This is a genomic window from Subtercola boreus, from assembly GCF_003399645.1.
Taxonomy (GTDB): Bacteria; Actinomycetota; Actinomycetes; order Actinomycetales; family Microbacteriaceae; genus Subtercola; species Subtercola boreus_A.
In genome coordinates, this window is sequence record NZ_NBXD01000007.1 from 32566 (window position 1) to 56272 (window position 23707).

Below are 23707 nucleotides of genomic sequence, written 5' to 3' on the forward strand. Positions count from 1 at the left end.
CGCCTCGGTACGCCCATGCGCTCTCCGCCAGCACCACCCCGGGGCAGGGTGACCGCCACTAGCAGGACGGCTTGCCCTCCTCAATGAGTTTCAGCGGCGCAGGCCCCGTAGGCGCCGGCGCGGGAAGTTCCAACGCCGGTCCCAGCGGCTCGGCGTCGCCGCGTCCGTCACCGCGTACGTCGGCGGGTCCGTCACCGAGTGCGTCACCGCACCCGCCGCCACCCCCGCCCCCGCCGGGCGCCACAGTCACCGAGAAGGACGCCGCGACCGAACCACCCGAGTTCGACGCCGTCACCTGGAACTCCCACGGCCCCGCCGCCGCCGGTTTGCCCGACAGAGCGCACGTCGATCCCGCCAGTGCCACCCCCGCGGGCAGCCGCCCGGAGCTCACGACGCAGGTCGCCGGAGCGCTCCCGGCCGGAGCGAGCCGAGAGCTGTACGTGCGACCCACCGTCCCGTTGGGCAACGGCTGTGAGGGCATCAGCGATGGCGCCACCTGCCTGACGACGAGCCGGTAGGTGTGCACCGCGTCTGCTCCGGCGAGGTTGTGCGCCGTCAGGGTGACGGTCACGGTACCCTCCGACGTCGGCGTTCCCGTCAGACCGCCATTCGACGCATCGAAGGTGAGCCCGTCGGGCAGCGGGCTCGAGAGGGAGAGAGTCGGCTGCGGTGTGCCCGAGGCCTCGAACGCATGACTGAACCACGTTCCCACGGTGAGCACATGAGGATCCTCCGAGACGATCTGCGGCGGCGCAGGCGTCAGGGGCGGCCGGCCGGCGACGATGCCGTTCAGCGGATTCGATGCGTACACGGTCTTCAGGCCCGGGTCGTAGCCGACCCCCCGTGGAGCCTTGCCGAGTGGAACGACCATCACCGGCGGAGCCGGATTCATCACATCGAACTGCGAGACGGTCTCACCGAGGCCATTGGCGACGAAGGCGTAGTGCGTAGCGGGGTCGATCACGACCGATGCCGGCCCGCGGCCGACCGTCACCGAACTGACCACGGGCGTCTCCGCGGTCAGGTCGAATCGCGAGATGGAGTCATCGCGCAGGTTCGTGGCAACGGCGATGTGATTGGACTGGTCGACAGCGATCGCCGAGGGAGAACTGCCCACCGGAAAGGTGGTCACAGTCGGCGGTGCGGAGGGTGTGGGACTGGCCGGCTGCACGGCGGGGAATCGCGACACTGTGCCGTCGGCGAGGTTGGTCACGGCGACCAGGCGAGCAGTCGTGTCGATCGCCACCCCGGAGGGCTGCCGCCCGACGGGCACCGAGTTCAGCGCGGGAGCATCAGCGCTGCCGTCGAACCAGGAGACACGGTTCATCGACGCGCTCGTGACGTACACGAGATGCGTCGCGGGGTCGATCGCCAGCGCCGAGGGGTCGTCGACCCGCACGAGCGCCTCCGCCACGGGATCGGGGTCGTCGGCGTCGAACCGCGACACCGTTCCCGCGTCGGCGTTCGCGACGAACACGCTCTGCGACGACTCGTCGAGGGCGATCGCGACCGGCCGCGCCCCGGCCGACCCGACAGTGACGGTCGTGATCTTTCGATGTTCGACGCTGCCGTCGAAGATCGTCACCGTTCCTGCGCTGTAGTCGGTGGTGAAGACGCGGTGCGTGAGCTGGTCGACCACCAGGGCATACGGCGTGCCGCCGACGTTCGTGTAGGTGCTGCCCACCGCAGACGCGGAAGGTAGGCCGGCGACGGTGAACTGGGCGGCCAGGACGCACCCCAGCGCAAGACCCATGACGATGACTCGAGGCGGTGTGGCGAGGTTCATACCGTCATGATACTGAGCAATGCTCGGTTAAGCCAGCGATCGAACCAGAACGCCCAGATCGGCCATTGTGAGCGGCACGCGCGTGCCCCGGGTGACGAGCGATGCGAACCCGCCGTCGTTCGCCATGATCGTGATCGTGTAGAGCTTCTCGGTCGCCGACGTGTTGACGATGCGGTGTTCCGATCCCGGCTGCAGCGTCAGCACGTCGCCGGCGACCAGAGCGAGTGTCTGGTCGTCGGAGTGCGCCGCGCCGCTTCCCGACAGCACGATGAACGTCTCGGCCGACTCGGCGTGCGAGTTGAGCGGCCGCGCCCCGCCCGGCTCCCAGATCTCCAGGAACACACTCGTCGAGCTTCCCTGTTCGGGCCCCGCGAGTTCGGCGAGCACGACGGTGTCATCGGGGCTGATGAGATAGCCCGGCAGGTCGGTGAGGTTGCGAACGATCGGTGCGGCACCGGTCACGGTTGCCTCCTTGGCTTTCAGGCGGGAAAGGGATGGAGCCCGAAGCCTAGGGCCCGAATGTTACGGGGGTGTGAAGCCGCCAACTAGTATGGGAAGTCGTCTTTCACCGTCATGTCGGGAGTGCCCTCAGTGAGTTTGATCGTGCAGAAGTTCGGCGGATCATCCGTCGCCGACGCTGAGAGCATCAAGCGCGTCGCCAAACGAATCGTCGAGACCCGCAAGGCCGGCAACGAGGTCGTCGTGGCCGTCAGCGCGATGGGCGACACCACTGACGAACTGCTCGATCTGGCGCACCAGGTCACGCCCATCCCGGCCCCCCGCGAGCTCGACATGCTGCTGACGGCGGGGGAGCGCATCTCCATGGCGCTGCTGGCGATGTCGATCCGCAGCATGGGTCACGACGCCCGCTCGTTCACGGGCAGCCAGGCCGGCATGATCACGGATGCCCGGCACGGCCAGGCGCGCATCGTCGACGTCACCCCGGTGCGGGTCAGGGACGCTCTCGACGAGGGCGCCATCGCGATCGTCGCCGGGTTCCAGGGCTTTAACCGTGGTACCGGCGACATCACCACGCTCGGCCGCGGCGGATCCGACACCACCGCCGTCGCGCTGGCGGCCGCGCTGCACGCCGATGTCTGCGAGATCTACACCGACGTCGACGGCATCTTCACCGCCGACCCCCGGGTCGTTCCGCGCGCACAGAAGATCGACCGTATCTCGAGCGAGGAGATGCTCGAGCTCGCGGCCAACGGTGCCAAGGTTCTGTACATTCGCGCCGTCGAATATGCACGACGACACGGCGTCACCCTTCACGTTCGTTCCTCGTTCAACAACAATGAGGGCACGATCGTCTACAACCCGACCGAAGAGAACAGCGAGAGCCCTGTGGAAGAACCACTCATCGCCGGGGTCGCCACCGACCTGAGCGAAGCGAAGATCACCGTCGTCGGCGTGCCCGACATCCCCGGCAAGGCCGCGCAGATCTTCAACATCGTGGCCAAGACCGGCGCGAACATCGACATGATCGTGCAGAACGTGTCGGCGGCCGCGACCGGCCTGACCGACATCTCGTTCACCCTCCCGAAGTCCGACGGCCAGACCGTGCTCACTGCGCTCACCGCCGAGCAGACGGATGTCGGCTTCCGCGGCCTGCAGTACGACGACCAGATCGGCAAGCTCGCGCTCGTCGGCGCGGGGATGCGCACGAACGCCGGCGTCTCGGCCAAGCTCTTCACCGCTCTGTACGAGGCCGGCATCAACATCGAGATGATCTCCACGAGCGAGATCCGCATCTCGGTCGTGACCCGGGCCGACACCGTGAACGACGCCCTGCGTGTGGTGCACACCGCCTTCGGACTCGACGCCGACGACGAGGCGGTCGTGCACGGCGGCACCGGGCGCTGACCGCTGGCCGCCGGGGCCCGCGATGTCGGGGCTTGGTAGGGTGAGGAAACGAATCTAAAGGACAGGGAACAGTGGCTACAACAGGGTTGAACGTCGGCGTCGTGGGTGCGACCGGCCAGGTCGGCAAGGTCATGCGCCAGCTGCTCGACGAGCGCGACTTTCCCATTGCCACCATCCGGTTCTTCGCCACCGCCCGTTCGGCAGGTACCACCCTCACCTTCCGTGGCGAGCAGATCGTGGTCGAAGACACCGCCACGGCAGACCCGACAGGCCTCGACATCGCTCTCTTCTCGGCCGGCGCCACCGGATCGAAGGCCTTGGCGCCGAAGTTCGCCGCGGCCGGTGTGACGGTCATCGACAACTCCAGCGCCTGGCGCATGGACCCCGACGTGCCGCTGGTCGTCAGCGAGGTCAACCCGCACGCCGTCGACGAGGCCCGCAAGGGAATCATCGCCAACCCGAACTGCACCACGATGGCGGCGATGCCCGTGCTGAAGGTACTGCACGCCGAGGCCGGCCTCGAGCGGCTCATCGTGAGCACGTACCAGGCAGTGTCCGGCAGTGGGCTTGCGGGTGCCGAGGAGCTGGCGACCCAGGCCGAGGCCGCGGTCGCCTCCGGAAAGTTGCTCGACCTCGTGCACGACGGCGCATCTGTCGACTTTCCCGACCCGGTCAAGTACGTTCGCCCGATCGCTTTCGATGTGATCCCTCTCGCGGGTTCGCTGGTCGACGACGGTTCGAACGAGACCGACGAAGAGAAGAAGCTGCGCAACGAGAGTCGGAAGATCCTCGAGCTGCCGGGCCTGCTCGTGAGCGGCACCTGTGTTCGGGTTCCGGTCTTCACCGGCCACTCCCTCTCGATCAATGCCGAATTCACCCGGCCGCTCAGTCCGGAACGGGTTACCCAGCTGCTCGCCGAGGCACCCGGGGTCGAGCTCTCCGATGTTCCGACGCCGTTGCAGGCCGCCGGCGCCGACCCGAGTTTCGTCGGCCGCATCCGTCAGGACGAAGGCGTTCCGAACGGCCGGGGAATCGCTCTGTTCATCAGCAACGACAACCTCCGTAAGGGTGCCGCGCTGAATGCGGTGCAGATCGCCGAGATCTTTGCCGAGCGCGCGGCGGCCGAGAGCTACCACGATGTGCCAGAAGCAGCCACAATAGGAGCATGACCGATCAGGGCGCATACGGCGGGGCAGTGCGTTTGTCGAATGCCGAGCGTGACAGAGCCGTGGCCCGTCTGAATGCGAACCAGCGCGACGGTCGTCTCAGCGCCGCCGAGTTCGACGAGCGGGTCGGCGCGGTCAGGTCGGCTGTCACCCAGGCAGATCTCGAGCCGATCTTTCGTGATCTGCCTCAGGATGACCGGCAGAGCGAAGCGCGACCGGCAGAGTTCGCGCCTGCAGCGCTGGGTTATGGCGCGTCAGCGAAGGCGATTCCCGACCCGCAGGCCCGCAGGGGTCCGCTCGGCGGCCGGCTCGGAACTGTGGCCGTGTCGCTGTCGCCGCTGGTGGCCACAGTGCTGTTCTTCATCACCAGCGCACTCGTCGGCTGGAACTTCAGCTGGCTCTGGTTCCTCCTCGTTCCCGTCACCGGCGCGATCGTCTACGCTGCCGGAACCCGTGACAGCGACCGGGATCGCGATCCTTACCGCGACCCTAGCTGAGTGAGGATTGTTCAGCTATGATTCCTCTGTCATGGAAACGGTACAGATCATCGCAGTCGTAGCGGCCTGCCTTCTCGGCTGGATAGTCATCTCATTCGCCTTCGCTCTCGTCGTGGGCCGCCTCATCGCGAACGCGAAGCGCGAGCAGCGCCTCGAGCGCGAGTGGTCGAGGGCGCACCCCGCCGAGACCTTCAACCACGCGGGGGCGTCTCTGCTCGACGCGCCTCCCGAGCGGGCGACGCTTCGCTGACCCGTGCCACGTCTGGCACACACCGGCCGGGTCGCACCAGCCCAGTGACAGACATGCCGCCTGTGCCTACTATGACTAGACGCGCTCAGAGCCTTGACAGGGGGAAAGGCCGGAGCGCCGAAGGGACGTCATGGCGCAAGCAGCACCTGTCGACACCACCGGGGTCTCGACGGACAGGGCGCTCGGCCGCGCCGCGATCTGGGGCAGCGCTGTGCTCCTCGTCTCATCCGTCGTGTTCGTCGCCGGCTACAACGTCTCGTTGCCGCAGGTCAACATCGCCCTGGCGCTGGCGGGTCTCGGCGCGGCCGGCCTGAGCGTCGCGTGGTCGCTGATGGTCTCGAAACCGTGGCTCGTCGGCCTGCTGATGCTCGTCGCGGGGGTCGGCGTCTTCGTGTTCACCCTCGAGGTGCAGACCGGTGCTCGGCTCTACGAAGGGTCGGATGTCGCGATCTTCACCGCCCCGAAGATCGCTGTGACCTTCGCAGGGGTGGCTGGAACATCCCTCCCGGCCGCGCTGGCCCGCACCACCGCCGGATTCGTCGTATCGACGATCAGCGTCGCCCTGGCGACGCAGGTGGCCGGTCTTCCCCCCGTCATCGACCCCCCGGCGATGTTCGTCTGGCTGGGCATCGTGGTGGCTCTGCTCTCGATCTGGGGAGGGCGGTCGCGGAGTCTCCGGGAGGCCGTCTCGTGGCAGGCCGCGGCAGAGGTGGAGGAACGGCGCACGGAACGCGGCCGCATCTCCACGCTCGCCTCGGCGACCCTCTATGACAGCGTGCTGAATGACCTGGAGACCCTCGCCGTCGCACCGACCCCGTTGCTCGACGAGCACCGGGCATTCCTGGCGAAGGACATCGCCTCCCTCGCTCACCCGGGGCTTCTCGTCGACGAGGCGATGCTCGCCCGAGAGGCGAGCGACGACCGCAGAGGTTACGTACCCGTGGCCGAGACGGCCCAGGAGATCAGCCCGATCTCCGGGGTGACGTCCCGCATCGTGGTGATCGTCGCCGGCTCTGCGGCTGTCGCTGTCGCCGCCGTGCTGACGGTACTGGGGGCAGGCGACGTCGTCTCGTTCCCCCTGATGAGCCTCGCGCTCGTCTGCCTTGTGAGCGGTTTCGGGTACCTCGTCTGGGCGGCCGACTACCGCAGGAGAACAGTCACGAAAGCCCGCTACGACATCGCGTTCTCACTCGTGCTGCTGTCGTTCATCCTGGAGTCTCTCTCTCAGCTCGGGTCTGATGTCGATTCTCGCAACGACTGGGGTCCCCTGGCGGTCGCGCTGGTTCTAGCGGTCTCGGCGACGTACCGACTCCCGCGCCAGATCCTGCTGCGGGTGTTCATCGCCGTTGTTGTCGTCGTCGCCCTGGCGTTCGTGAACGGCCCCGCCGTGGGTGATGCGGGCATGATCGTCTGGTTCACTACGTTCTGCGTCTCGGTCATCGCGCTCGGCGGCGCCGCTGTCATCTTCGCGGCCACGAACATCGCCGGGCTCCGCCGCGACCGCAAGCGCCTGTCCGTCGAGCGTGAGGCGCGCGATCTGCGGGAACGTCGCAGCGCGATCGAGGAGTTCCTCGGCAACGACATCGAAGCCCTGAGGAGTGAGGTGCTGCCCTTTCTCCGCCGGGTCAAAGCCGAGGACACCGTCACCGACGTCGATCGCCGACGCGCAGGCATCCTCGCCCTCCGCGTGCGAGCCGCGCGGGCGGAGGCGCGGGATGATCGTTCTGCCGACGCGGGACTCTAGGCTGTGAAGCGTGACTGGCGAGCCCGACGCTCGTGGCGCTGACCGTGAGGGTGCAAAGTGACAGACCTGTCGATCATGACCGTGTGCTCGGGCAATATCTGCCGCTCGCCGCTCGCCGAGGGGCTGCTGCGCGCCGGTCTCGCGGCAATTCCCACCATCGAATTCTCGAGTGTCGGTGCCATCGCCCGTGACGGCGAACCGGTCACCGACGAGATTCTCGAGATCGGCCGCGCGAACGGCGTCGATCTCTCTCAGCACCACGCCCGCTACATGACCGAGCGGCTCGTGGGCGGCGCGGACCTGCTGTTCGCCATGGCACGCTCACACCGCAGAGCCATCGTCGAACTGGTGCCGCGCAAGGTCGCTGTGACGTTCACCCTGCGGGAGTTCGCCCGGCTCGCCGCCCAGATCTCCGATGAGGAGATCGTTGCGGTTGCGGGCCGATTCGACACCACGCGCGACAAGCTGAGGGCGATGGTGACCCTCACGGGGTCGCGGCGGGGCCAGTCCGAAGCGCCCGCATCGCCCGACGACGACGACGTGATCGACCCCTACCGCCGCGACGACGACACCTACGCCCTGTCGGCGAGCCAGATCATCCCGGCCGTCGACCAGGTCGTACACACCCTCTCCCTGGCTGCTCGATCCTGACCAGACCGTAATACGCTCGAAACGTCTGCGAGATTGATCTGACTCCCTTCTGTGTCAAGATTGTCGAGAAAGGTGACCATTAAGGGTCACATCGGGGAAAGGCTGACTACGTGGAGCTTCGCGACTACCTGAGAGTTCTTCGCAAGGGCTGGATAATCATCCTGGCGCTGACTCTGCTCGGAGTAGCTCTCGGTTCGCTGTATTCTCTGGCGACAGCTCCGCTGTATTTGGCATCGAGCAAGGTGTTCGTCTCGGTTCAGTCGGCCGGAACCGTGAGTGAGCTCACGCAGGGCAGCAACTTCACGCAGAACCAGGTGAAGAGCTACACCGACGTGATCACGACACCTGCCGTACTGCAGCCGGTGATCGAACAGCTGGGCCTCTCGGTTTCTGCGCAGAGTCTGGCCAGCCAGGTCACCGCCAGCACAGCGACAGGTACCGTGGTCGTCGACATCGGTGTGACAGACCGCTCCCCTCAGCGCGCAGCTGACATCGCGAATGCCATCGCCTCGAGTTTCGAGACGACCGTCGGTCAGCTGGTTCCCGTAAACACCACAGGCACCAGTCCCGTCAAGATCACTGTGCTGCAGGAGGCACTGGTTCCGAACGAGCCTGCCTCGCCGAATACCAAGCTCAACATCCTCCTCGGAGGAATCGTCGGCCTGATCCTCGGCGTGAGTGTCGCCATCCTCCGGCAGACACTCGACACGAAGGTGCGGAACGAACGCGACGTCGAGGCGGTTACCTCTGCGCCGATTCTGGGTGGCATAGCCTTCGACCCGAAGGCGGTCGAGCGGCCGCTCGTCGTTCAGGATGATCCACGGAGCCCGCGCGCTGAATCTTTCCGAACGCTGCGCACCAATCTTCAGTTCCTCGTCGCACTCGACAGGCCCAAGAGCTACGTCATCACGTCGTCCATACCCGGCGAGGGAAAGAGCACCTCTTCGGCGAACCTCGCCATCGTCACAGCTTCGGCGGGCACTCGAACAATCATCATCGACGCCGATCTCCGCAAGCCCAAGCTCGCCGAGTACCTGGGGCTGGAGGGTGGGGCTGGCCTCACGGACCTGTTGGTCGGTCGAGCCGAGATATCCGACGTCATTCAACGCTGGGGATCCCACGAACTCTACGTTCTCCCGGCTGGCCGCATACCCCCGAACCCCAGCGAGCTGCTTGGTTCGAAAGCCATGATCGGTCTCATCGAGGATCTCGAGGCAGAGTTCGATCTCGTCCTCTTCGACGCACCGCCGCTACTCCCGGTGACCGATGCTGCCATTCTGGCGAAGCACACCGGTGGTGCGCTGGTGATGGTGGGTGCTGGTCGCGTACACCGCGGCCAGCTCAAGGGTGCGATCTCAGCGTTGACCAACGTCGGCTCCGACATTGCCGGGGTCGTCATGACGATGCTCCCGACGAAGGGGCCGGACTCCTACGGATATGGCCGATACGGTTATGGGTATGGCTACGGTTACGGTTACGGCGAGGAGTTCGACAACACTAAGGCTTCTGACCGCAAGCGACGCAAAACTAAGGCCGAGGTTCCCGATGACGCCATGGAGCTGACCTCCTTGAAATAGGTCCGGCCGGTCGGGTCGGCCCAGTTATACGACTCAATTCCAATGAAGATCGCCGAGGCGGACCGTCGTTCTCGGCGGTCACGTGGGGGAGCATGATCCAAGAAGAAGCGCCAGTCCTGACGCACTCCGACTCGCGGACGCCCCGCGACTGGCGGGTCGTCTATGCCTCGCGGCTGATCATCAACGACCTGGTCGTGCTGGTGGTTGCCGTCTTCGGCACGCAGCTGCTCTGGTTCGGTGCGAATCTGGTCAAACCAGCCGTAGTCGGTACGGCGAACGTCGTCCTGAGCTACACCCTCGTGTCGTTCCTGCTCATCGCCGCGTGGGTGGCCGCCCTCAGCATCTACGGCACTCGGGAATACCGCATCGTCGGAACAGGCTCCGCCGAATACAAGCAGATCCTCGACGCGACGCTGCGCCTGTTCGGGCTGGTCGCCATCATCGCGTTCCTCTCCCAGCTCGACCTCGCCCGCGGGTACATCATCGTCTCGCTGCCCCTGGGTGTGATCCTGCTGGTCTTCTCCCGCAGTATCTGGCGACGCTGGCTCGGAGTTCAGCGCAAGGCGGGCCTCTACAGTTCGCGGGTGCTGCTCGTCGGATCCAGCGCCAGCGCGTCGCACATCGCCCGCGAACTCGCCCGGCAGCCCCAGGCCGGCTACCGCGTGGTCGGAGCGTGCGTACCCAGCGGACTGGTGGCCGGCTATCTGCCGGGCACCGACATCCCGGTGTTCGGCAACATCGACCACCTCAAGGGCGCGATGCTCTCGTGCGGTGCTGACACGGTGGTCATCACGTCCAGCGACGAACTCGCACCCGAGAAGGTCCGTGAGCTGAGTTGGGCGCTCGAGCCCGGCAGGCAGCACCTCGTCGTGGCCCCGTCGCTGACCGACATCGGTGGCCCGCGCATCCACACCCGCCCTGTTGCAGGCCTGCCGCTCATCCATGTGGAGACTCCGAGGTATGCCGGCGGCAAGCGCTTCACCAAGCGGGCGACCGACATCGTGCTGTCTTCGCTGTTGCTGCTCGGGCTCTCGCCGCTGCTCATCGCCGTGGCGATCGGCGTGCGGCTGAGCACACCGGGTGACATCTTCTTCAGGCAGGAGCGCATCGGGCTGAACGGCAGCCGGTTCAATATGCTCAAGTTCCGCTCGATGGTCGTCGACGCCGAGTCGCGGCTCGCTCTTCTGGAGAAGGAGAAGCGCTCCGAGGGCAACAGCATCCTCTTCAAGATGGCGAACGACCCCCGGGTCACACCGATCGGCAAGTTCCTGCGCCGCTACAGCCTCGACGAACTGCCGCAACTGTTCAACGTGCTCGGCGGCACGATGTCGATCGTCGGCCCGCGGCCTCCGATCCAGCGCGAAGTCGAGCAGTACGAGCGCCATGTGCACCGCCGCTTCCTGGTGAAGCCGGGCATCACCGGCCTCTGGCAGGTCAGCGGGCGCTCCGACCTCTCCTGGGAGGACTCGGTGCGCCTCGACCTCTATTACGTCGAAAACTGGTCGATGACCGGCGATCTACTCATCCTCTGGAAGACGGCTCGCGCCGTTCTCGCTTCAGAGGGCGCCTACTAGCCGCGGGTCTGACCGGGCATACTCTCTGGTATGAAGACCGCGATTTCGGTTCCCGACGGGGACTTTCATCGCTTCGAACGGATCGCCGCACGGCATGGCCTGAATCGTTCGGAGTTCTATCAGATCGCGGGCAAGAAATTCGCCTATGAGCTGGAAGGCGAAGCGGAGCTCACGGCTCTGGCAAACGCGGTCATCGCTCGTGCTGGCCAGCCTGCCGGTGACGGCCTCCTTCTCCGCGAGGCTGAGCGAACCCTCGAGAACGAGAGCTGGTGATTGCTCGTGATCCCCGGCAATGTTCTCGTGCCATCTGATGCGTCAGGGCTGGGGAAGGACTCCGTCGCTGTGGTGTCTCAACTGGGCCCGGTCAGCCGGGAATACCTCGACCCGTATCCGGTCGGCCGTGTGCCGAGCTACCTGCTGACACGAATCGCAGCGGGGGTGCGGCTCGCCACGGGCATCTGAACTCGTGGTGGAGGATTCAGGAAATCGAACCTGACAGGGCACCCCGGTAGGTGCATCCCCCTCGCTCACTGGGCGCCATTCTACCGAGGCGGAAGCGCCGGGTGGGGGCGATGATCGTCAGCCTGATATGTCTTTGCGGCTGAACCACCAGGCGGCGAGCGTTCCGAGAACAAGGGCCCAGAGCAGCCCCGAGAGCACCGAATCGGCGACCGGGCCGAGGTCTGTCGGCGTCGTCAGAAACTGGCTGAACGCGGTCGAGTAGTGCGTCGGCAGGATGATGCGCAGGTCGCCCAGGGTCGGAATCGAGTCGAGTAGCCGTGACAGGATCGACACGAGAACGACCCCGCCGGCCGCCGCGAGCGGGCTGTTGGCCACGACGGTGAGCAGTGTTCCGAGACCGGCGGCCCAGAGCAATCCGGAGGCACCGGTCGCGGTGGCCAGCGCGAGCCTGCCGACCGAATCGCCAAGGGTGAGCTCCGGCCCACCGGGCACCTGGATGCCGCCGGGCCCGTACGACACAAGGCCCACCACGAGCGCGACCAGGGTGAGCGCCACGAGCCCCGCAAGGAGGAGAACGGATGCCACGGCCACCTTCACCCAGAGCAGCCGCAGGCGGGGCACGGGGATGGTCAGCAGATACTTCAGTGTCGAGCGCGATGCCTCGCCCGCGATCATGTCGCCGTAGAGCAGCGCGGCGATGAGGGTGACGAGAAACCCTTGTGTGAGCTGCACGACGAAGGCTGCGAAGGTTCCACCGCTCACCTGGGCGAGCGCGACGAGGGTCGTGGCCGAGCTGCTTCCGCCCGATGGCGGCGGCCCGCCGATGAGCAGGGCGATGCGCACGATGACGGGCAGCAGCACGAGAATCAGCAGCACGATGCGCACGCGCCACTGACTCAGTTGGCGAGCCAGCTCGACCCGGAACGGCATGGTGTCCCTCGGTCGGTACCCGACGGATTCTGCCCCGCCACGGATCGACGCAGCCACTGTCTCTGCCCCGCTCAGGTCGCCGCCCGCCTTCCCGTTCCCGTTCACTCTCCCGCTCACGCCGACGGCTCCGTCGCACCGATGAGCGAGAGGAAGGCTTCTTCGAGGTGCCGCCCGCGCTGCAGATCGGTCACGCCGACCCCTGCCGCGACCAGTGCCGCGACCACCGCCTCGACCGGATGCTCACCCGGCACGACCCGGATCCCCTCCGGCGCGTGGGTCTCGGCCCGCTCGACGCCCAGAGCCCCCACCGCGGCGAGCGCTGCCGGCACGTCGGTGACGCCGATCACGAGCTCGCTCGCATCCCCCGCGATCTCGCCCACCGGCCCGGTTGCCACGACACGACCGTGCGACATCACCACGACATGGGTGCAGGTGAGCTCGACCTCGCCGAGCAGGTGGGAGGAGACGATCACGGTGCGGCCTCCTTCGGCGTACCTCCGCAGCACTCCCCGCAGTGCGGTGATCTGGGGCGGGTCGAGCCCGTTGGTCGGCTCGTCGAGAACGAGCAGATCGGGCATCCCGAGCATGGCCTGCGCGATGGCGAGGCGTTGGCGCATGCCCTGGCTGTAGCCGCGGACAGGCTTGGCGAGGGCTCCGCCGAGGTCGGCGACGGCGAGCGCCCCGTCGAATCGAGCTTCGGAGCGCGGGCGCCCGGTCGCAGCCCAATAGAGCTCGAGGTTGCGGCGTCCTGAGAGATGCGGCAGAAACCCGGGCCCCTCGATGAAGCAGCCGAGCCGAGCGAGAACCGGTGAGCCGGGGCCGATGGTCGTTCCGAACGACGTGGCGGTGCCCGAATCGGGGCGGATGAGGCCGGCCACCATCCGCAGCGTGGTCGTCTTACCGGCGCCGTTCTCGCCGAGAAGGCCGAGCACCTGCCCACGTTCGACCGTGAACGACACGTCGTCGACGGCGAGAAAGCCCGAGCGGAAGCGCTTGGTCAGGCCCCGGATGCTCAGCGGAGGCCCTTCGGCCGAGACCGGTTCCTCCGGTACTCGTCGCTCTTCCGGCACTTCTGGCAATTCTGGCGCTCCCGGCCCGGCCACGGCCCGGCCACCCGATGCCCCGGGCAGGCCTCCAGCGCCAGCGACACCTCCGGCCACCACCCGGGCTGCCGTGCGCCGCGCGCGAACCACGGCCCCGACCACCAGGGCGAGCGCCACCAGTAGCGTCGCAACGATACCGAGGAGCACTCCGGTCGAGGGCTGGCCCGCGCTCTGGTCGGTCGCCGCCGGCGTGACAGTCGGCAGGGTGATCGGCCCGTCGACCGCCACCAGGTACGCGGCCGGGGTCGGGGATCCGGCGAACTGCGAATCGGTGGTGCGCACGGTGAGCGTCAGGCGGTCTCCGGGCGTGAAGCTCCACGACGTCGCGGGCAGGGTTACGGTGACCTCGGCACCCGTCGCGGGCAGCGCCACCCTGATCGGCGCGACGCCGCCCGGCAGCACGCGTACCGCGTCTCCGGTGCTCACCGACAGTTGCGCGTACAGCAGCGCCTCCGAGGGAGCCGAGCCGGGTGCCGGGCTGACGCGCAGGCGCACGGTGGCGGCCCCCGCGAGCACGACGGGATCGGTCAGTGTGGCCGAGACGAAACGCGCCTGCTCGGCCGGAGGGTTGGCGGCAGACAGCAACCCTGCAGCTGTACGGCCCGCCACGCTGCTGGAATCGAGACCCGGCAGCCCGGTCACTGCTGCCGGCTGCCCGCCCGGTGGGTTCACGACCGTCGACTCGGGGCCCGCGAGAGCGAGTTGCTGCCCTGAACCCGATCCATTCAGTCCCGGGTAGGCCGTCGCCGTGATAGTCTTGCCGAAGGCGGTTGCGCTCGGCGGCACTGCGTAGCTGAAGGTCGCGGGCACAGGCAGGCTCGCCGTCAGGTGGTCGGCGAGCCACGACCGGATGATCGTGTCGGTGCCGTCGATGCCCCCGCCGTCGTGGCCGCCATTGAACCACTGCACCTGCACGGGCGCGCCGGCCGCCGTCAGCTGCTTCGCGTTCGCATCGGCCTGGTCGAGCCCGAACAGATTGTCCTGCAGACCCTGCAGGAGGAGGGTCGGGGCGTGCATGCCGGCGAGCACGGTCGAGGGAGAGGAACGGGCGAGCAGGCCCAGCTCTGCCGAGGTCGGTTGTGCACCGGTGACGAGGTTCTGGTAGAGCGCGCAGAACTCGGGGGTGAAGCGGCCGCACGGGTCGGTGGAGGTGATCCCGGCGCCGTAGAGGCGCGAAGCCCAGCCCGACTTGAAGTCCCGAAGGGCCCCCGATGCAACCGCGCCGGGTGCCTTCTCGGCGGCGGCAGGGGCGGCTGTCGCCCCGTCGATGCTTCCCGCCGAGCTCGGAACCAGCGCCTGGGCGAGATCGTTCCACGTGATGGCCGCGACAACCGTGTCGACCCGGGGATCCGTCGCACCGAGCATAAGCGCCAGGGCGCCACCGTACGATCCGCCGACCGCTCCGACGAGCGGGTCGCCGTTCTGCTGCTCGACCGCCGGGTCACCGGCCAGAACGTCGACGAGGGCCCGGGCATCCGGAACCTCACCATCGAGCGAGTCGAGCCCGATCGAGCCGCCCGACTGGCCGAACCCACGGGCCGTGTAGGCGAGCACGACGTATCCCGCGTCTTGAAGCTCCCTCGCCTCGGGCCCGAGATCGGCCTTGGTCTGCCCGAAACCATGGGCGAGCAGCACCGCCGGCGCGGGGGTCACGGCGGGCGTGTAAAGGTCGACGTCGAGCGGGATGCTCGTGCTGCTGCCCGGCGCCGAGGGTACCTGCACGAAGAACGACTCCACGGAATCCGACGTGGGCTGCGGCGAACTCGCAGCAGAAGCAGGTGCTGCACCGGCACCGATTGCGAGCGAGGTCGAGAGCGCGAGCACGGCCAGCGCCGCTGGAACCAGCCGGCGGCGGCGCCGAGTGACGCCTGAGGCCGCGTGGTGGTGCGGTCGGTGCGTGCGTCCCATCCGTGACCTCGCCTGGTGCAGGGTAGATGCTGACGAGGGTCGCGTCGGTCGCGTCGTCTTCATGAACGTTACCCGCCAGAACGCCGGGCCTTGCCCCTACCGCATCATCGGGGCGTATCTACTCCACCGGGCTGACGCTGTCGACCCCGTTCGGGCGGCTCGGGCCGACCGTATCGTGGGCCCATCATCCACCGCGAGAGGACCTCCGATGAACCTCGGACCACTCAGCAGCTACCCTCTGCCCTCGGCGGTCAACTCGGCCTACGGCGTGAAGCCGGCGCAGGAACTCGTCGACCAGCTCGGCATCACCAAGCAGCCGACCGCAGACCTCGGCCCCCGGGCCGATGCCGCCTTCCAGTCGCAGCGCCGAGGCGACCAGGCCCCCGCCCGCACCCTGCTCGTCGACGACCTCGGCGTCAGCGAGTCAAAGGCAGACGAGGCGCTGGCGAGGCTCCCGAAGCTCTAACAGGTCGTCTGCTAGTTGGACTGAGCGGACAGCCCCGCCACCGTCAGCACGAGCCGTGTTGTGCCCGTTCCGATGCCTGAGTAGTTGGTCGTCAGGGTGAGCGTCGCAGGCAGCGAACCGTTCTGCTGCATTCGTAATGCTTCGAAGACGGGTGTGCTGCAAGACAGAGGGTAGAAGCATTGCACGGTTGCGCTGTCATACATCAGGATGGCCGCGTGCGATGAGTCGCTCAGCTGGTAGTCGGCGAAGAAAGCAAGCGCCACCCCGGTGAACTGACCGTTCACGGTGCACCGGCGATAGATCTGAGGTGTCGACTCGACAGAACAGCCCTGTACGGCCTGCGGGCTGCCGCCGTTATCTCCTGCGGCGGGCTTCTCGAGGGTGAAGACGTTGATCGACCCGTCTGCGTATCTCTTCACCTCGACGAACGATGTGCCCCTGTCACTGACGGTCGACGATACAGGCGATCTGTCGGCGCGCTGAGCATCGATCGCTCCGCCCTCCGCGAGCACTCCCAAGAGGGCTTGCTGCGTCGAATCGCTCACCCCGTTCGACGACCAAACGGCTGTGACGCTGTTCACGAATTCGGTCGGTAACCCAGCCGGCGTTGCAGCGTGGGCGGGGGCCGCAGTCAGCACGCATAGAGCCACCCCCGACGCGGCCAGGAGGGTTGCGATCATTTTCTTGCTCGTCAACATTAGTTAGAGTCCAATCTTCCTTTTATGAGCCACCATGTTCCGTCGCCCTTAATCGACCTTGGCACTTTCCTGAGAAAACATCAATAACTTGTCAAATTACGACGGTTTGGCTTGACATGAACCTGCGCCGAGAACAGGGTGGGGGCATGATCAACGCGGAGCAGCTACGAATTGCTGAGGCAGTCAGCCCCGAACTACCTGCCGGAGGGAACGTTCTGTGGGTTGTCTCGGTGATCGTCGTTGTGGGCTTGGTTGCAGCGGCGCTGGCGACCATCTGGGCGTCTGAAATGACCGGCACGGCCGCCAAAGTCGCCTGGACGGGTGTCGTCATCGCGTTGCCGGTCGTCGGCGCACTGGCCTGGTTCGTAGTTCAGGCATTGACGCGGCAGGCTCATTCGAGCGTCGCGCGTCTCCACTGACCACTTCGATCGGCGGGAGCTCTCAGCTCCTGTGGCGGAGCGCATCCATGATCGCGGCATTGACGAGAACAGCCCACGCCACGAGCAGGGTGATGATGCCGGCGCTCTCGAGGGTATCGTTGTCTGGCGCGTAGGCCGCGAAGAGCAGTATCGCGCCGATGATGAACGCCGCGACGCCGAATGCATAGAGAGCGGTGAGGAGCGGGGTCTTCTGTGTCATTCGCCGCACGCCGCCTTCACCCGTATTTGCCCGCGGCCGTCACGTAGAACACGCCGGCGTCGACGGCTCGCTGAACCGCGGCGCCGGAGGGGCCGCGCCGGAAGGCGCGTTCGTCTTCACCCTGAACATCGTCGACGATGACCGTCGCACCCGCCGCGACGAGGTCATCGATCGAGGTTGCCTTGGCCCCGTCTTCGGGCCCCGCCGCGGCGAAGACGATGGCCGCGCCGGGCGCGACGCTGTGCAGCACCCGGGCCATGGCGCGACCCTCATCGTCTTCGTCGGGGTTGTCGGTGAGTATCCGCACCGGCGACATTCGACCACAGGGGTTCTGCGGCCCAGGGAGGAGACCTGCAGCGATGTCAGCCGACACCGCATCCGCTCCCGCGGCCGCAAACGACTGCGGCAACCGGGCGCATCCAGGGCAACCGTGACGGCGGCCGATGTACCGGGAAGCACGCTCAGAACCGCGCCGACAGAAAGAAGTACGAGCACGCGGAGGCCGCGTACTCGTACCAGTTTTCGTACAGGCGTCAGGAGGTGGGCTGGTCGAACCGTGCTCCGGCTGGCTTGGGGCCGGTGAGATAGAACACGAGCAGGATGATCGCACCGACGAGGGGAATGAGCCCGATGAAGATCCACCAGCCGGAGTGGTCGGTGTCGTGCAGGCGGCGCACCGCGAGCGCGAGGCTGGGGATGAGGAGCGCGAGGCCGACGATCAGAATGACGATGGACACAACGATCGCGCCGCCGCTCATGCTCTGCATCGAGCCGTCGGCATTCATGCGGTTGCCACCGGCCGCGCTGTAGATGATGTTCAGGACGATACTGATGACGACCGAGACGAGGTACCACCACCAGAACTCCGCGCGGCTGGCGCGGCCCGAGAACGTTGCGTACTTCGTGAAGAACCGGCGCACCGCGACACCGATCGGCGCGTTGTAGTACGGCGCCCACAGCGGCACAGGGCCCCCGGGGTTCGTCGATGCCTGGTTCGAGGGCAGGGGCGGGGGAGGGGGCATGGTCATGACAGGTTTCCTTCAGGTCGCGACAGTGATGATCGTGTGCGCCTTATCCTCACACCATCCTCACGGTCTCGACCTCACGATCGACGGCGATTTGGGCATGCGGTCTGAGCATCCGTGCAGGTCACGGGTCATCGTGACGGCACGACGTACGTGGCGTTCAGCACTGTGAGCTGCCCGACACCGTTCCACGTCGTGCGCAACTGCAGCAGCCGGGGCACGGCGTTCGTCAGCACCACCGTCTGGCTCACCGTGACCGGCTCCCCATTCGTGCCGGCCAGCGGCCGCTCCGGCAGCGCGTCAGCGTCGGCCGGAGCCGGCTGCCACGTTCCGACGAGGGTGGTCGGGGGAGCCGTGCTCGAATACGTCAGCGACACGGTGTAGGTGCCGGCACGCATCAGGGTGATCGGCCCCGCCGTGACCGGCCCGGCGGTCTGACCGGTGGCCGCAGACACCGAGACCCCGTCGGCGGTCGGTGTGCCCTGTTCCACGATGAGGCCCGAGGTGTCGTAGACCCGCGTGACCGTCGGCGAGACGCTGATGAGCGCCGCCCCGAGCACGCCCGCTGCGAGAACGGCGGCCACGGGCATCCACACCCTCTTCAGAATGTGGCGACGGATGCCCAGCAGCACCCCTGCCGCGAGAAGCACCACCACGACCGCCGCCCACACGTAGTTGGGCAGATACCCGAACGCCCACTGATCGTTGTAGAGCGCAGCGAGCGCGTTCTGCAGTGGGTAGAAGAAGACGCTGTAGTTCAGAAGACCAGGGTCGGCGTTCGGATTGTAGAAGAGCCTGGCGGCGGATTCGAGGAAGGGCGGCGAGAACGTGTAGAACGCCCAGAAGAGGGCCTGCACCGCGATGCCGGCAGCACAGACGGCGGCGAACAGCACCCGGCTTCGCTCCGCGATGCGGCTGAGCACGAACAGCGTCGCGACGCCGAAGACCAGCGCGGCGGGGTACTGGAACCGGCCGATGAACGAGTAACCCCCGTACTGGTTCGACAGCAGCACATTGGGCACGATGAGGGAGAAGAACACCAGCACCCCTGCGATGGTGACGTTGCGACGCCACGCGAGCATCATGCCCACCCCGACCAGCCCGAGAAAGGCGAGGGGACTCTGGAAGAGGAAGCCCTGGTTCTGGTCGATCGCAAGCCCGACGAACACCATGAGCGTCACCGGGGCCAGACGGAACGCTCCCGCCTCATAGGGCCCCGTCAGGTTCGAGAACGCGTACAGGTTGAACGCGAACACCAGCCCGAGAAGAGAGACGAACGGTACAACGATGACGGCCGTGCTCCGCCAGCGTCTGGCGCGTGTCGCGTTCGGTCGACGCCTGGCGATCGCCAGTGCCAGCGCCACCGCGAGCACCGCGGCCGGTGCCGCGAACTTGATCTGCAGCAGAGGCAGGTATCCGACGGCCAGCCCCATCAGAACCTCCCGCCAGAGCGACCGGTGTTTCTGCACCGTGATCAGCCAGTACAGCCCGACCAGGCAGAGCACGCCAGCTGGGATGTCGGGAAAGATCTGGCTCGAACTCGACAGCAGCGGCATGGCGAGCCCGACCGCTGCGACAGACAGCGCCCGCACCCACCGCATCGGCGTGAAGACCCCACTGATCTTCCAGAAAACGACGATGCCGATACCGCCGACCAGGATGAGGAACACCTGCACCCCGAGAACCCCCTGCAGGGCATACGGCACGACGAGAAGCAGCGGCAGACCGAAATTGTGGATGTTGAAGAGACCGTGCGGTCCGAGATACGCATGCGTGTTTGCGGGGGAGGGCGGCTCGGTGATCCCGCTGCCCAGAAAGAGCCCCTGCTCGAAGGCCTCCCGGTACGGCACGGTCTGTTCGAGGGTGTGGTCGATCAGGATGCCGCGGGTGATCACGAGGTAATGGGGAGCATCGCCCGTGATGACGAACCCGGCGGCCAGCCAGCTGTGCAGCGTCGTCAGCGCAGCCGCCAGATACAGGATCAGGATGATCGCCAGCACGAGGGCGCTCGGATACCTCCTCAGTGCCGACACGTCATCATCATAGGGTCGCCGCCAGGGGCATTAGCCCCGGCGGGTGGGCCCGAGTTACACGAGGCCGGTTTCGTTACTTCGGGCGTGGCTTCCGAGCAATTCAGACTGCCCGTTCCCGTTTCACTTGCGTTTTTTGGATTTGCGCGGTGAAAGAGAGTAGTTGGTCGGCACGACTCTCCCAGGAGTGTGTCTTGCCAACCAGCGACCGTCTTTGGTTGATGTCCTCTAGACCCTCCCCAACTGCATCGGCTACGGCCTGCTCAAGAGAGTCGGCCAAGGAACGTTGATCCTCGTAGAAGTGCACGGGAACTCCGACAGCGGTGAGGGACGCGGCGTCGTCAGAGTAGGTACAGACGATGCCCAGGCCAAGAGCCGCGTATTCGTAGACTTTGAGCGGGCTGTGGTACATGGCACGGCTCGATGACTTTTCGTGACCGGCGAAACCGAGAGTCCACGAGGACATTCTTTCTAAGACTTCTTTGTGCGAAAGTCGACCAAGAAGCACCGCTGAATCTCCGAGTTGGTTCGTTCGAATAAGCTTTTCAAGAAAGCTGTATTCTGCCCCATCGCCGATGATCTCGAGCATAACTGGAATGCCGTGAGCCTCTTCGAGGGCGGGGAGGATACTCGCGAAGGTGAGGAGGAGCTGATCTAAGTGTTGCCACTTCACTATCGAACCCACGAAGCCAATAATGATGCTGCCCGCAGGTCGTGCGAGCGGTATTACCGTGAGAGCACTGGAAACACCGTTGGGCAGCACCAGCACCTTGGCTTCGGGGATCGCTGCGAATTCGACGAGTTCCCTCTTCAACGGCTCGCTGACTGCGACGACAACCGCTGCGCGGCGCAGAACGCGACGTTCCAAGAAGGCCGCGAGCCTTTCGGCCTTAAGGACATGCCGATCATGCGCCGTCTCCCTCGACAAGACACCGTTGGCTTCGACGACGCGTATTGCTCGGCCTTTCCGAGCGTGAAAACTCGTCATGCTCTGCAGTACCGCGATGCGCTCGTAGATCATGAATGGGGCCGGAGACCGAATGGTCTCAAGGAAGACATTGAGCCCAGTCCAAACGGCGGCTCCCACGCGCACTGCGTCGGCTAGTCGCACCTTCGCGTCTGAGGCGGCTGTGTAGTCGCTCTGTCGAATGGTGGAAAAGCGAGCCATGAAGGGCATGTCTGAAGCGAGGACGGTGCGTACTGCGAATCGGCGCGATTCGAGGGCCTTTACAAAGTTGACGATATGTGTCCGTGGGCCTGGTGTGTTACTCGTTGGGCCGACAGAGATACGGAAGCCGCCAACTAAGTAGTCAATCGAGTGCGGATCAGTCTGCCCAGACCGAGGCACGTGCTTCTTCATTGGATCGACCCTCTCGCTACAGCGCGAACTGAATTCCCTGTCGACGAGACAATTGATTCGCGGGAGAGAGATTCCATCAGCTGAACGCTGCCCACCCCCAACCGTCTCAGCAGGGATGCGATCTGGTCTTGATGGTCATCGACGTGCTCGTCTCGGCTCTTGCGTCTCGGCACGATGATGGGAGAAATGCCCATTTCCAGCAACTGCAAGATTGTACCCACGCCGGCATGTGTGATCACCACGTCTGCGCCCTGAGCTGCCTCGTCGAACTCCGTGGCCGACATGAGATTGTGCACCTCACCGGGAAGGTCGTTACGAGTTGTCACACCGAGCTGCCACGTTGTGGAATCATCGGCAAGCCCGCTATCGAGCACAGCGTCAATCAGCGAATCAAAGCGATACCGTTCGATAGTGCCAAGCGTCACGAACAGTCTTGGGACTGAGACAGTGTCTTTCGGGATGGTTTCGAATTCAGAGAGAACTCCCTCAATATGTTTCCAGCGTGAGTCGGCCCATTGTGCGTGCTGTGTGTACAGGTCGGCAGAGTGGAGAGCCCGGAGAATCCGGCCCGATAAAGAAGGTCCGTTTACCCGCGAGACGCTCTCGATATATGTGGTCTTGATCCCCCGGAGCTTCGCGAGCGGAAGCACGGATACAGCAAGAGCAGCCCCGGTGCTAATTGCCTCATCAAAGGACTCCCGTTTGAGGAGGGATCGCACCACGGACACCGTTTGCGCTGTCTTGATGAAGGCGCGAGGTCGTATATACGGGACGAACAGCACTCGTCGTCCCTCGAGTAAAGATTCGCTTTGTGGCGAACGGAAGGTGATCCACAGTGAGTCTTCCGAAGCATCGAAGCGAGACGAAAGGCGAACAAGTTGAGCGAGATGGCCCCCCGTCGAGGCCACGAACAAAAACTTCCGCCCGGTATGAGATGTGCTCATGCGCCGTATTCCAATCCTTTGATCAGGCTGTGCCCGGAGGGCGGTTGGTCAAAAAGTATCGATCGTGTCGGGGATGCCGCTCGCTGTCTCAAAGTCGCAGTGCGTGCATACATAGATCACTCCGGCGAGGCTGCCCCCACCTTCGTCAATGACATTTGTCTCTTCGAGGTCGTTACCACAGCGCGGGCAACGACCCCTCCGTTTGGTAGACATGAGATTCATTCTGATTTACCCCAGAGGTCCAGGGGAAAAGCCCCGAGCAGTGGCTGAGCGTCCCATTCAAGGAGATCTTCACCGCCCAGCCGCACCGCCTCCGACACCGAGCTGGCGGGGCTGAACGAGGATCGACCGGAGCCGTAGTAATAGTCCTCGTACTTGAACATGGCTTCGCTGGGCGAGCGAACGAGCCGAGCTGGAACTCCTAGCGAGTCAGCGAGGACAATCGCGTGCAAAGACGAGCCGACGACAAGTTCCGCATGGGCAATCCTGCCGATGATTTTTAAGAGGGGACTGCGCGGGCTCAACGGGTTCAGGTCAGAAGGGGTGTTTGAATGGTCGTTCAAGTTTGGGATGACGAGCACGCGATCTGGCACCTCGGGGGGCGCCCAAGTCGAACGGGGCCAAATGTGCCCGACAAGAAGTCCCGGGTCTCCAAAGACTTCCGGCGTGCCGATTCCGCGCTTCATTAATGCGTTCCGCGTTAGGGGGCCGCGCACGGCGCGAACGTCCAGCCGAGCGTACCGGTGAAGGCTAGGGTCGACCTTTCCGTTAATTCCTGTGCCCCAAACAACATCGCCATTTCGAGCAAAGTGCATGATCGATCCAACGGTCAGGAGACGTTTGGAACGCCCGAAAGAGGTCGGGCCTACTAAGTTGTTTATTGCGAGAAGGCGTTCGACGATTTTCGGCCCTAGCAAATCACCGAAGTTGTTCTTTCGCGGGCCGATCGGAAACTTGCGCCCGATCCGACCCGGCAATCGTGGTTCGCGAGGATTCCAGTTCACTACCTTTACCTGCGGGATAGCAGACTC

The 23707-nt window shown here is 65.6% G+C and carries 24 protein-coding genes; 12 read left to right on the forward strand and 12 right to left on the reverse strand.

The window, feature by feature from the left end; translation table 11 throughout:
• Positions 1–58: 58 nt before the first annotated feature.
• Together B7R24_RS02485 and B7R24_RS02490 are read right to left on the reverse strand one after the other, a co-directional pair.
• Positions 59–1786: a putative Ig domain-containing protein gene (locus B7R24_RS02485; protein ID WP_116417414.1), complete on the reverse strand. Its 1728-nt coding sequence runs from the start codon at positions 1784–1786 to the stop codon at positions 59–61.
• Between the two features lie 27 nt (positions 1787–1813).
• A complete protein-coding gene (locus B7R24_RS02490; protein ID WP_116417415.1) occupies positions 1814–2248 on the reverse strand; it encodes a cupin domain-containing protein in 435 nt (144 codons plus the stop codon).
• Between the two features lie 129 nt (positions 2249–2377).
• Here B7R24_RS02490 and B7R24_RS02495 point away from each other — a divergent pair, with 129 nt between their 5' ends.
• From B7R24_RS02495 to B7R24_RS17485, 10 genes are all read left to right on the forward strand, one after another.
• Complete coding sequence (locus B7R24_RS02495) at positions 2378–3652, forward strand: aspartate kinase (RefSeq protein ID WP_116417719.1); 1275 nt, start codon at positions 2378–2380, stop codon at positions 3650–3652.
• Between the two features lie 71 nt (positions 3653–3723).
• Positions 3724–4821, forward strand: a complete 1098-nt coding sequence (locus B7R24_RS02500; RefSeq protein WP_116417416.1) for an aspartate-semialdehyde dehydrogenase — start codon at positions 3724–3726, stop codon at positions 4819–4821.
• A complete protein-coding gene (locus tag B7R24_RS02505) occupies positions 4818–5315 on the forward strand; it encodes a DUF1707 SHOCT-like domain-containing protein (protein ID WP_116417417.1) in 498 nt (165 codons plus the stop codon). Before B7R24_RS02500 ends, B7R24_RS02505 begins: the two co-directional genes overlap by 4 nt.
• Before the next feature lie 31 nt (positions 5316–5346).
• A complete protein-coding gene (locus tag B7R24_RS02510; RefSeq protein ID WP_116417418.1) occupies positions 5347–5565 on the forward strand; it encodes a hypothetical protein in 219 nt (72 codons plus the stop codon).
• 130 nt (positions 5566–5695) lie between these two features.
• Positions 5696–7309: a hypothetical protein gene (locus B7R24_RS02515; RefSeq protein WP_116417419.1), complete on the forward strand. Its 1614-nt coding sequence runs from the start codon at positions 5696–5698 to the stop codon at positions 7307–7309.
• A 57-nt stretch (positions 7310–7366) separates the two neighbouring features.
• Positions 7367–7960, forward strand: coding sequence for a low molecular weight phosphatase family protein (locus tag B7R24_RS02520; RefSeq protein WP_116417420.1), 594 nt, complete (start codon positions 7367–7369; stop codon positions 7958–7960).
• A 110-nt stretch (positions 7961–8070) separates the two neighbouring features.
• Positions 8071–9537: a polysaccharide biosynthesis tyrosine autokinase gene (locus B7R24_RS02525; protein ID WP_116417421.1), complete on the forward strand. Its 1467-nt coding sequence runs from the start codon at positions 8071–8073 to the stop codon at positions 9535–9537.
• A 92-nt stretch (positions 9538–9629) separates the two neighbouring features.
• Positions 9630–11111: a sugar transferase gene (locus tag B7R24_RS02530; RefSeq protein ID WP_116417422.1), complete on the forward strand. Its 1482-nt coding sequence runs from the start codon at positions 9630–9632 to the stop codon at positions 11109–11111.
• 30 nt (positions 11112–11141) lie between these two features.
• On the forward strand, positions 11142–11384 hold the full coding sequence (locus B7R24_RS02535) for a CopG family transcriptional regulator (protein WP_116417423.1): 243 nt from the start codon (positions 11142–11144) through the stop codon (positions 11382–11384).
• 27 nt (positions 11385–11411) lie between these two features.
• Positions 11412–11573: a hypothetical protein gene (locus tag B7R24_RS17485; RefSeq protein ID WP_172582676.1), complete on the forward strand. Its 162-nt coding sequence runs from the start codon at positions 11412–11414 to the stop codon at positions 11571–11573.
• 117 nt (positions 11574–11690) lie between these two features.
• Here B7R24_RS17485 and B7R24_RS02545 read toward each other — a convergent pair whose 3' ends face one another.
• Both B7R24_RS02545 and B7R24_RS02550 read right to left on the reverse strand, forming a co-directional pair.
• A complete protein-coding gene (locus B7R24_RS02545; protein WP_116417425.1) occupies positions 11691–12608 on the reverse strand; it encodes an ABC transporter permease subunit in 918 nt (305 codons plus the stop codon).
• A gap of 8 nt (positions 12609–12616) precedes the next feature.
• Positions 12617–15514 (reverse strand): alpha/beta fold hydrolase, encoded by a 2898-nt coding sequence (locus tag B7R24_RS02550; RefSeq protein ID WP_116417426.1) that lies wholly within the window; start codon positions 15512–15514, stop codon positions 12617–12619.
• Between the two features lie 208 nt (positions 15515–15722).
• On the opposite strand from B7R24_RS02550, the gene B7R24_RS02555 reads away from it, so the two are divergent.
• Positions 15723–15980 (forward strand): hypothetical protein, encoded by a 258-nt coding sequence (locus B7R24_RS02555; RefSeq protein ID WP_116417427.1) that lies wholly within the window; start codon positions 15723–15725, stop codon positions 15978–15980.
• Between the two features lie 11 nt (positions 15981–15991).
• Here B7R24_RS02555 and B7R24_RS02560 read toward each other — a convergent pair whose 3' ends face one another.
• Positions 15992–16525, reverse strand: a complete 534-nt coding sequence (locus B7R24_RS02560; protein ID WP_147303939.1) for a hypothetical protein — start codon at positions 16523–16525, stop codon at positions 15992–15994.
• 299 nt (positions 16526–16824) lie between these two features.
• On the opposite strand from B7R24_RS02560, the gene B7R24_RS02565 reads away from it, so the two are divergent.
• Positions 16825–17097, forward strand: coding sequence for a PLD nuclease N-terminal domain-containing protein (locus tag B7R24_RS02565; protein ID WP_116417429.1), 273 nt, complete (start codon positions 16825–16827; stop codon positions 17095–17097).
• Positions 17098–17119: 22 nt separating this feature from the next.
• Here the strand turns inward: B7R24_RS02565 and B7R24_RS02570 are convergent, their stop codons facing one another.
• The 7 genes from B7R24_RS02570 to B7R24_RS02600 all read right to left on the reverse strand — a co-directional run bounded on the left by B7R24_RS02570 (position 17120) and on the right by B7R24_RS02600 (position 23680).
• Complete coding sequence (locus tag B7R24_RS02570) at positions 17120–17317, reverse strand: hypothetical protein (RefSeq protein ID WP_116417430.1); 198 nt, start codon at positions 17315–17317, stop codon at positions 17120–17122.
• A gap of 16 nt (positions 17318–17333) precedes the next feature.
• Complete coding sequence (locus B7R24_RS02575; protein ID WP_147303940.1) at positions 17334–17624, reverse strand: hypothetical protein; 291 nt, start codon at positions 17622–17624, stop codon at positions 17334–17336.
• 226 nt (positions 17625–17850) lie between these two features.
• Positions 17851–18345 (reverse strand): DUF805 domain-containing protein, encoded by a 495-nt coding sequence (locus tag B7R24_RS02580; protein WP_116417432.1) that lies wholly within the window; start codon positions 18343–18345, stop codon positions 17851–17853.
• A 128-nt stretch (positions 18346–18473) separates the two neighbouring features.
• Positions 18474–20375, reverse strand: a complete 1902-nt coding sequence (locus B7R24_RS02585) for a hypothetical protein (RefSeq protein ID WP_147303941.1) — start codon at positions 20373–20375, stop codon at positions 18474–18476.
• Positions 20376–20475: 100 nt separating this feature from the next.
• Positions 20476–21732, reverse strand: coding sequence for a glycosyltransferase (locus tag B7R24_RS02590; RefSeq protein ID WP_116417434.1), 1257 nt, complete (start codon positions 21730–21732; stop codon positions 20476–20478).
• Positions 21729–22676, reverse strand: a complete 948-nt coding sequence (locus tag B7R24_RS02595) for a glycosyltransferase (RefSeq protein ID WP_116417435.1) — start codon at positions 22674–22676, stop codon at positions 21729–21731. The genes B7R24_RS02590 and B7R24_RS02595 overlap by 4 nt, the downstream gene beginning before the upstream one ends.
• Before the next feature lie 218 nt (positions 22677–22894).
• Entirely contained in the window at positions 22895–23680 is a 786-nt protein-coding gene (locus tag B7R24_RS02600; RefSeq protein ID WP_172582677.1) for a polysaccharide pyruvyl transferase family protein, read from the reverse strand.
• Positions 23681–23707: the final 27 nt, after the last annotated feature.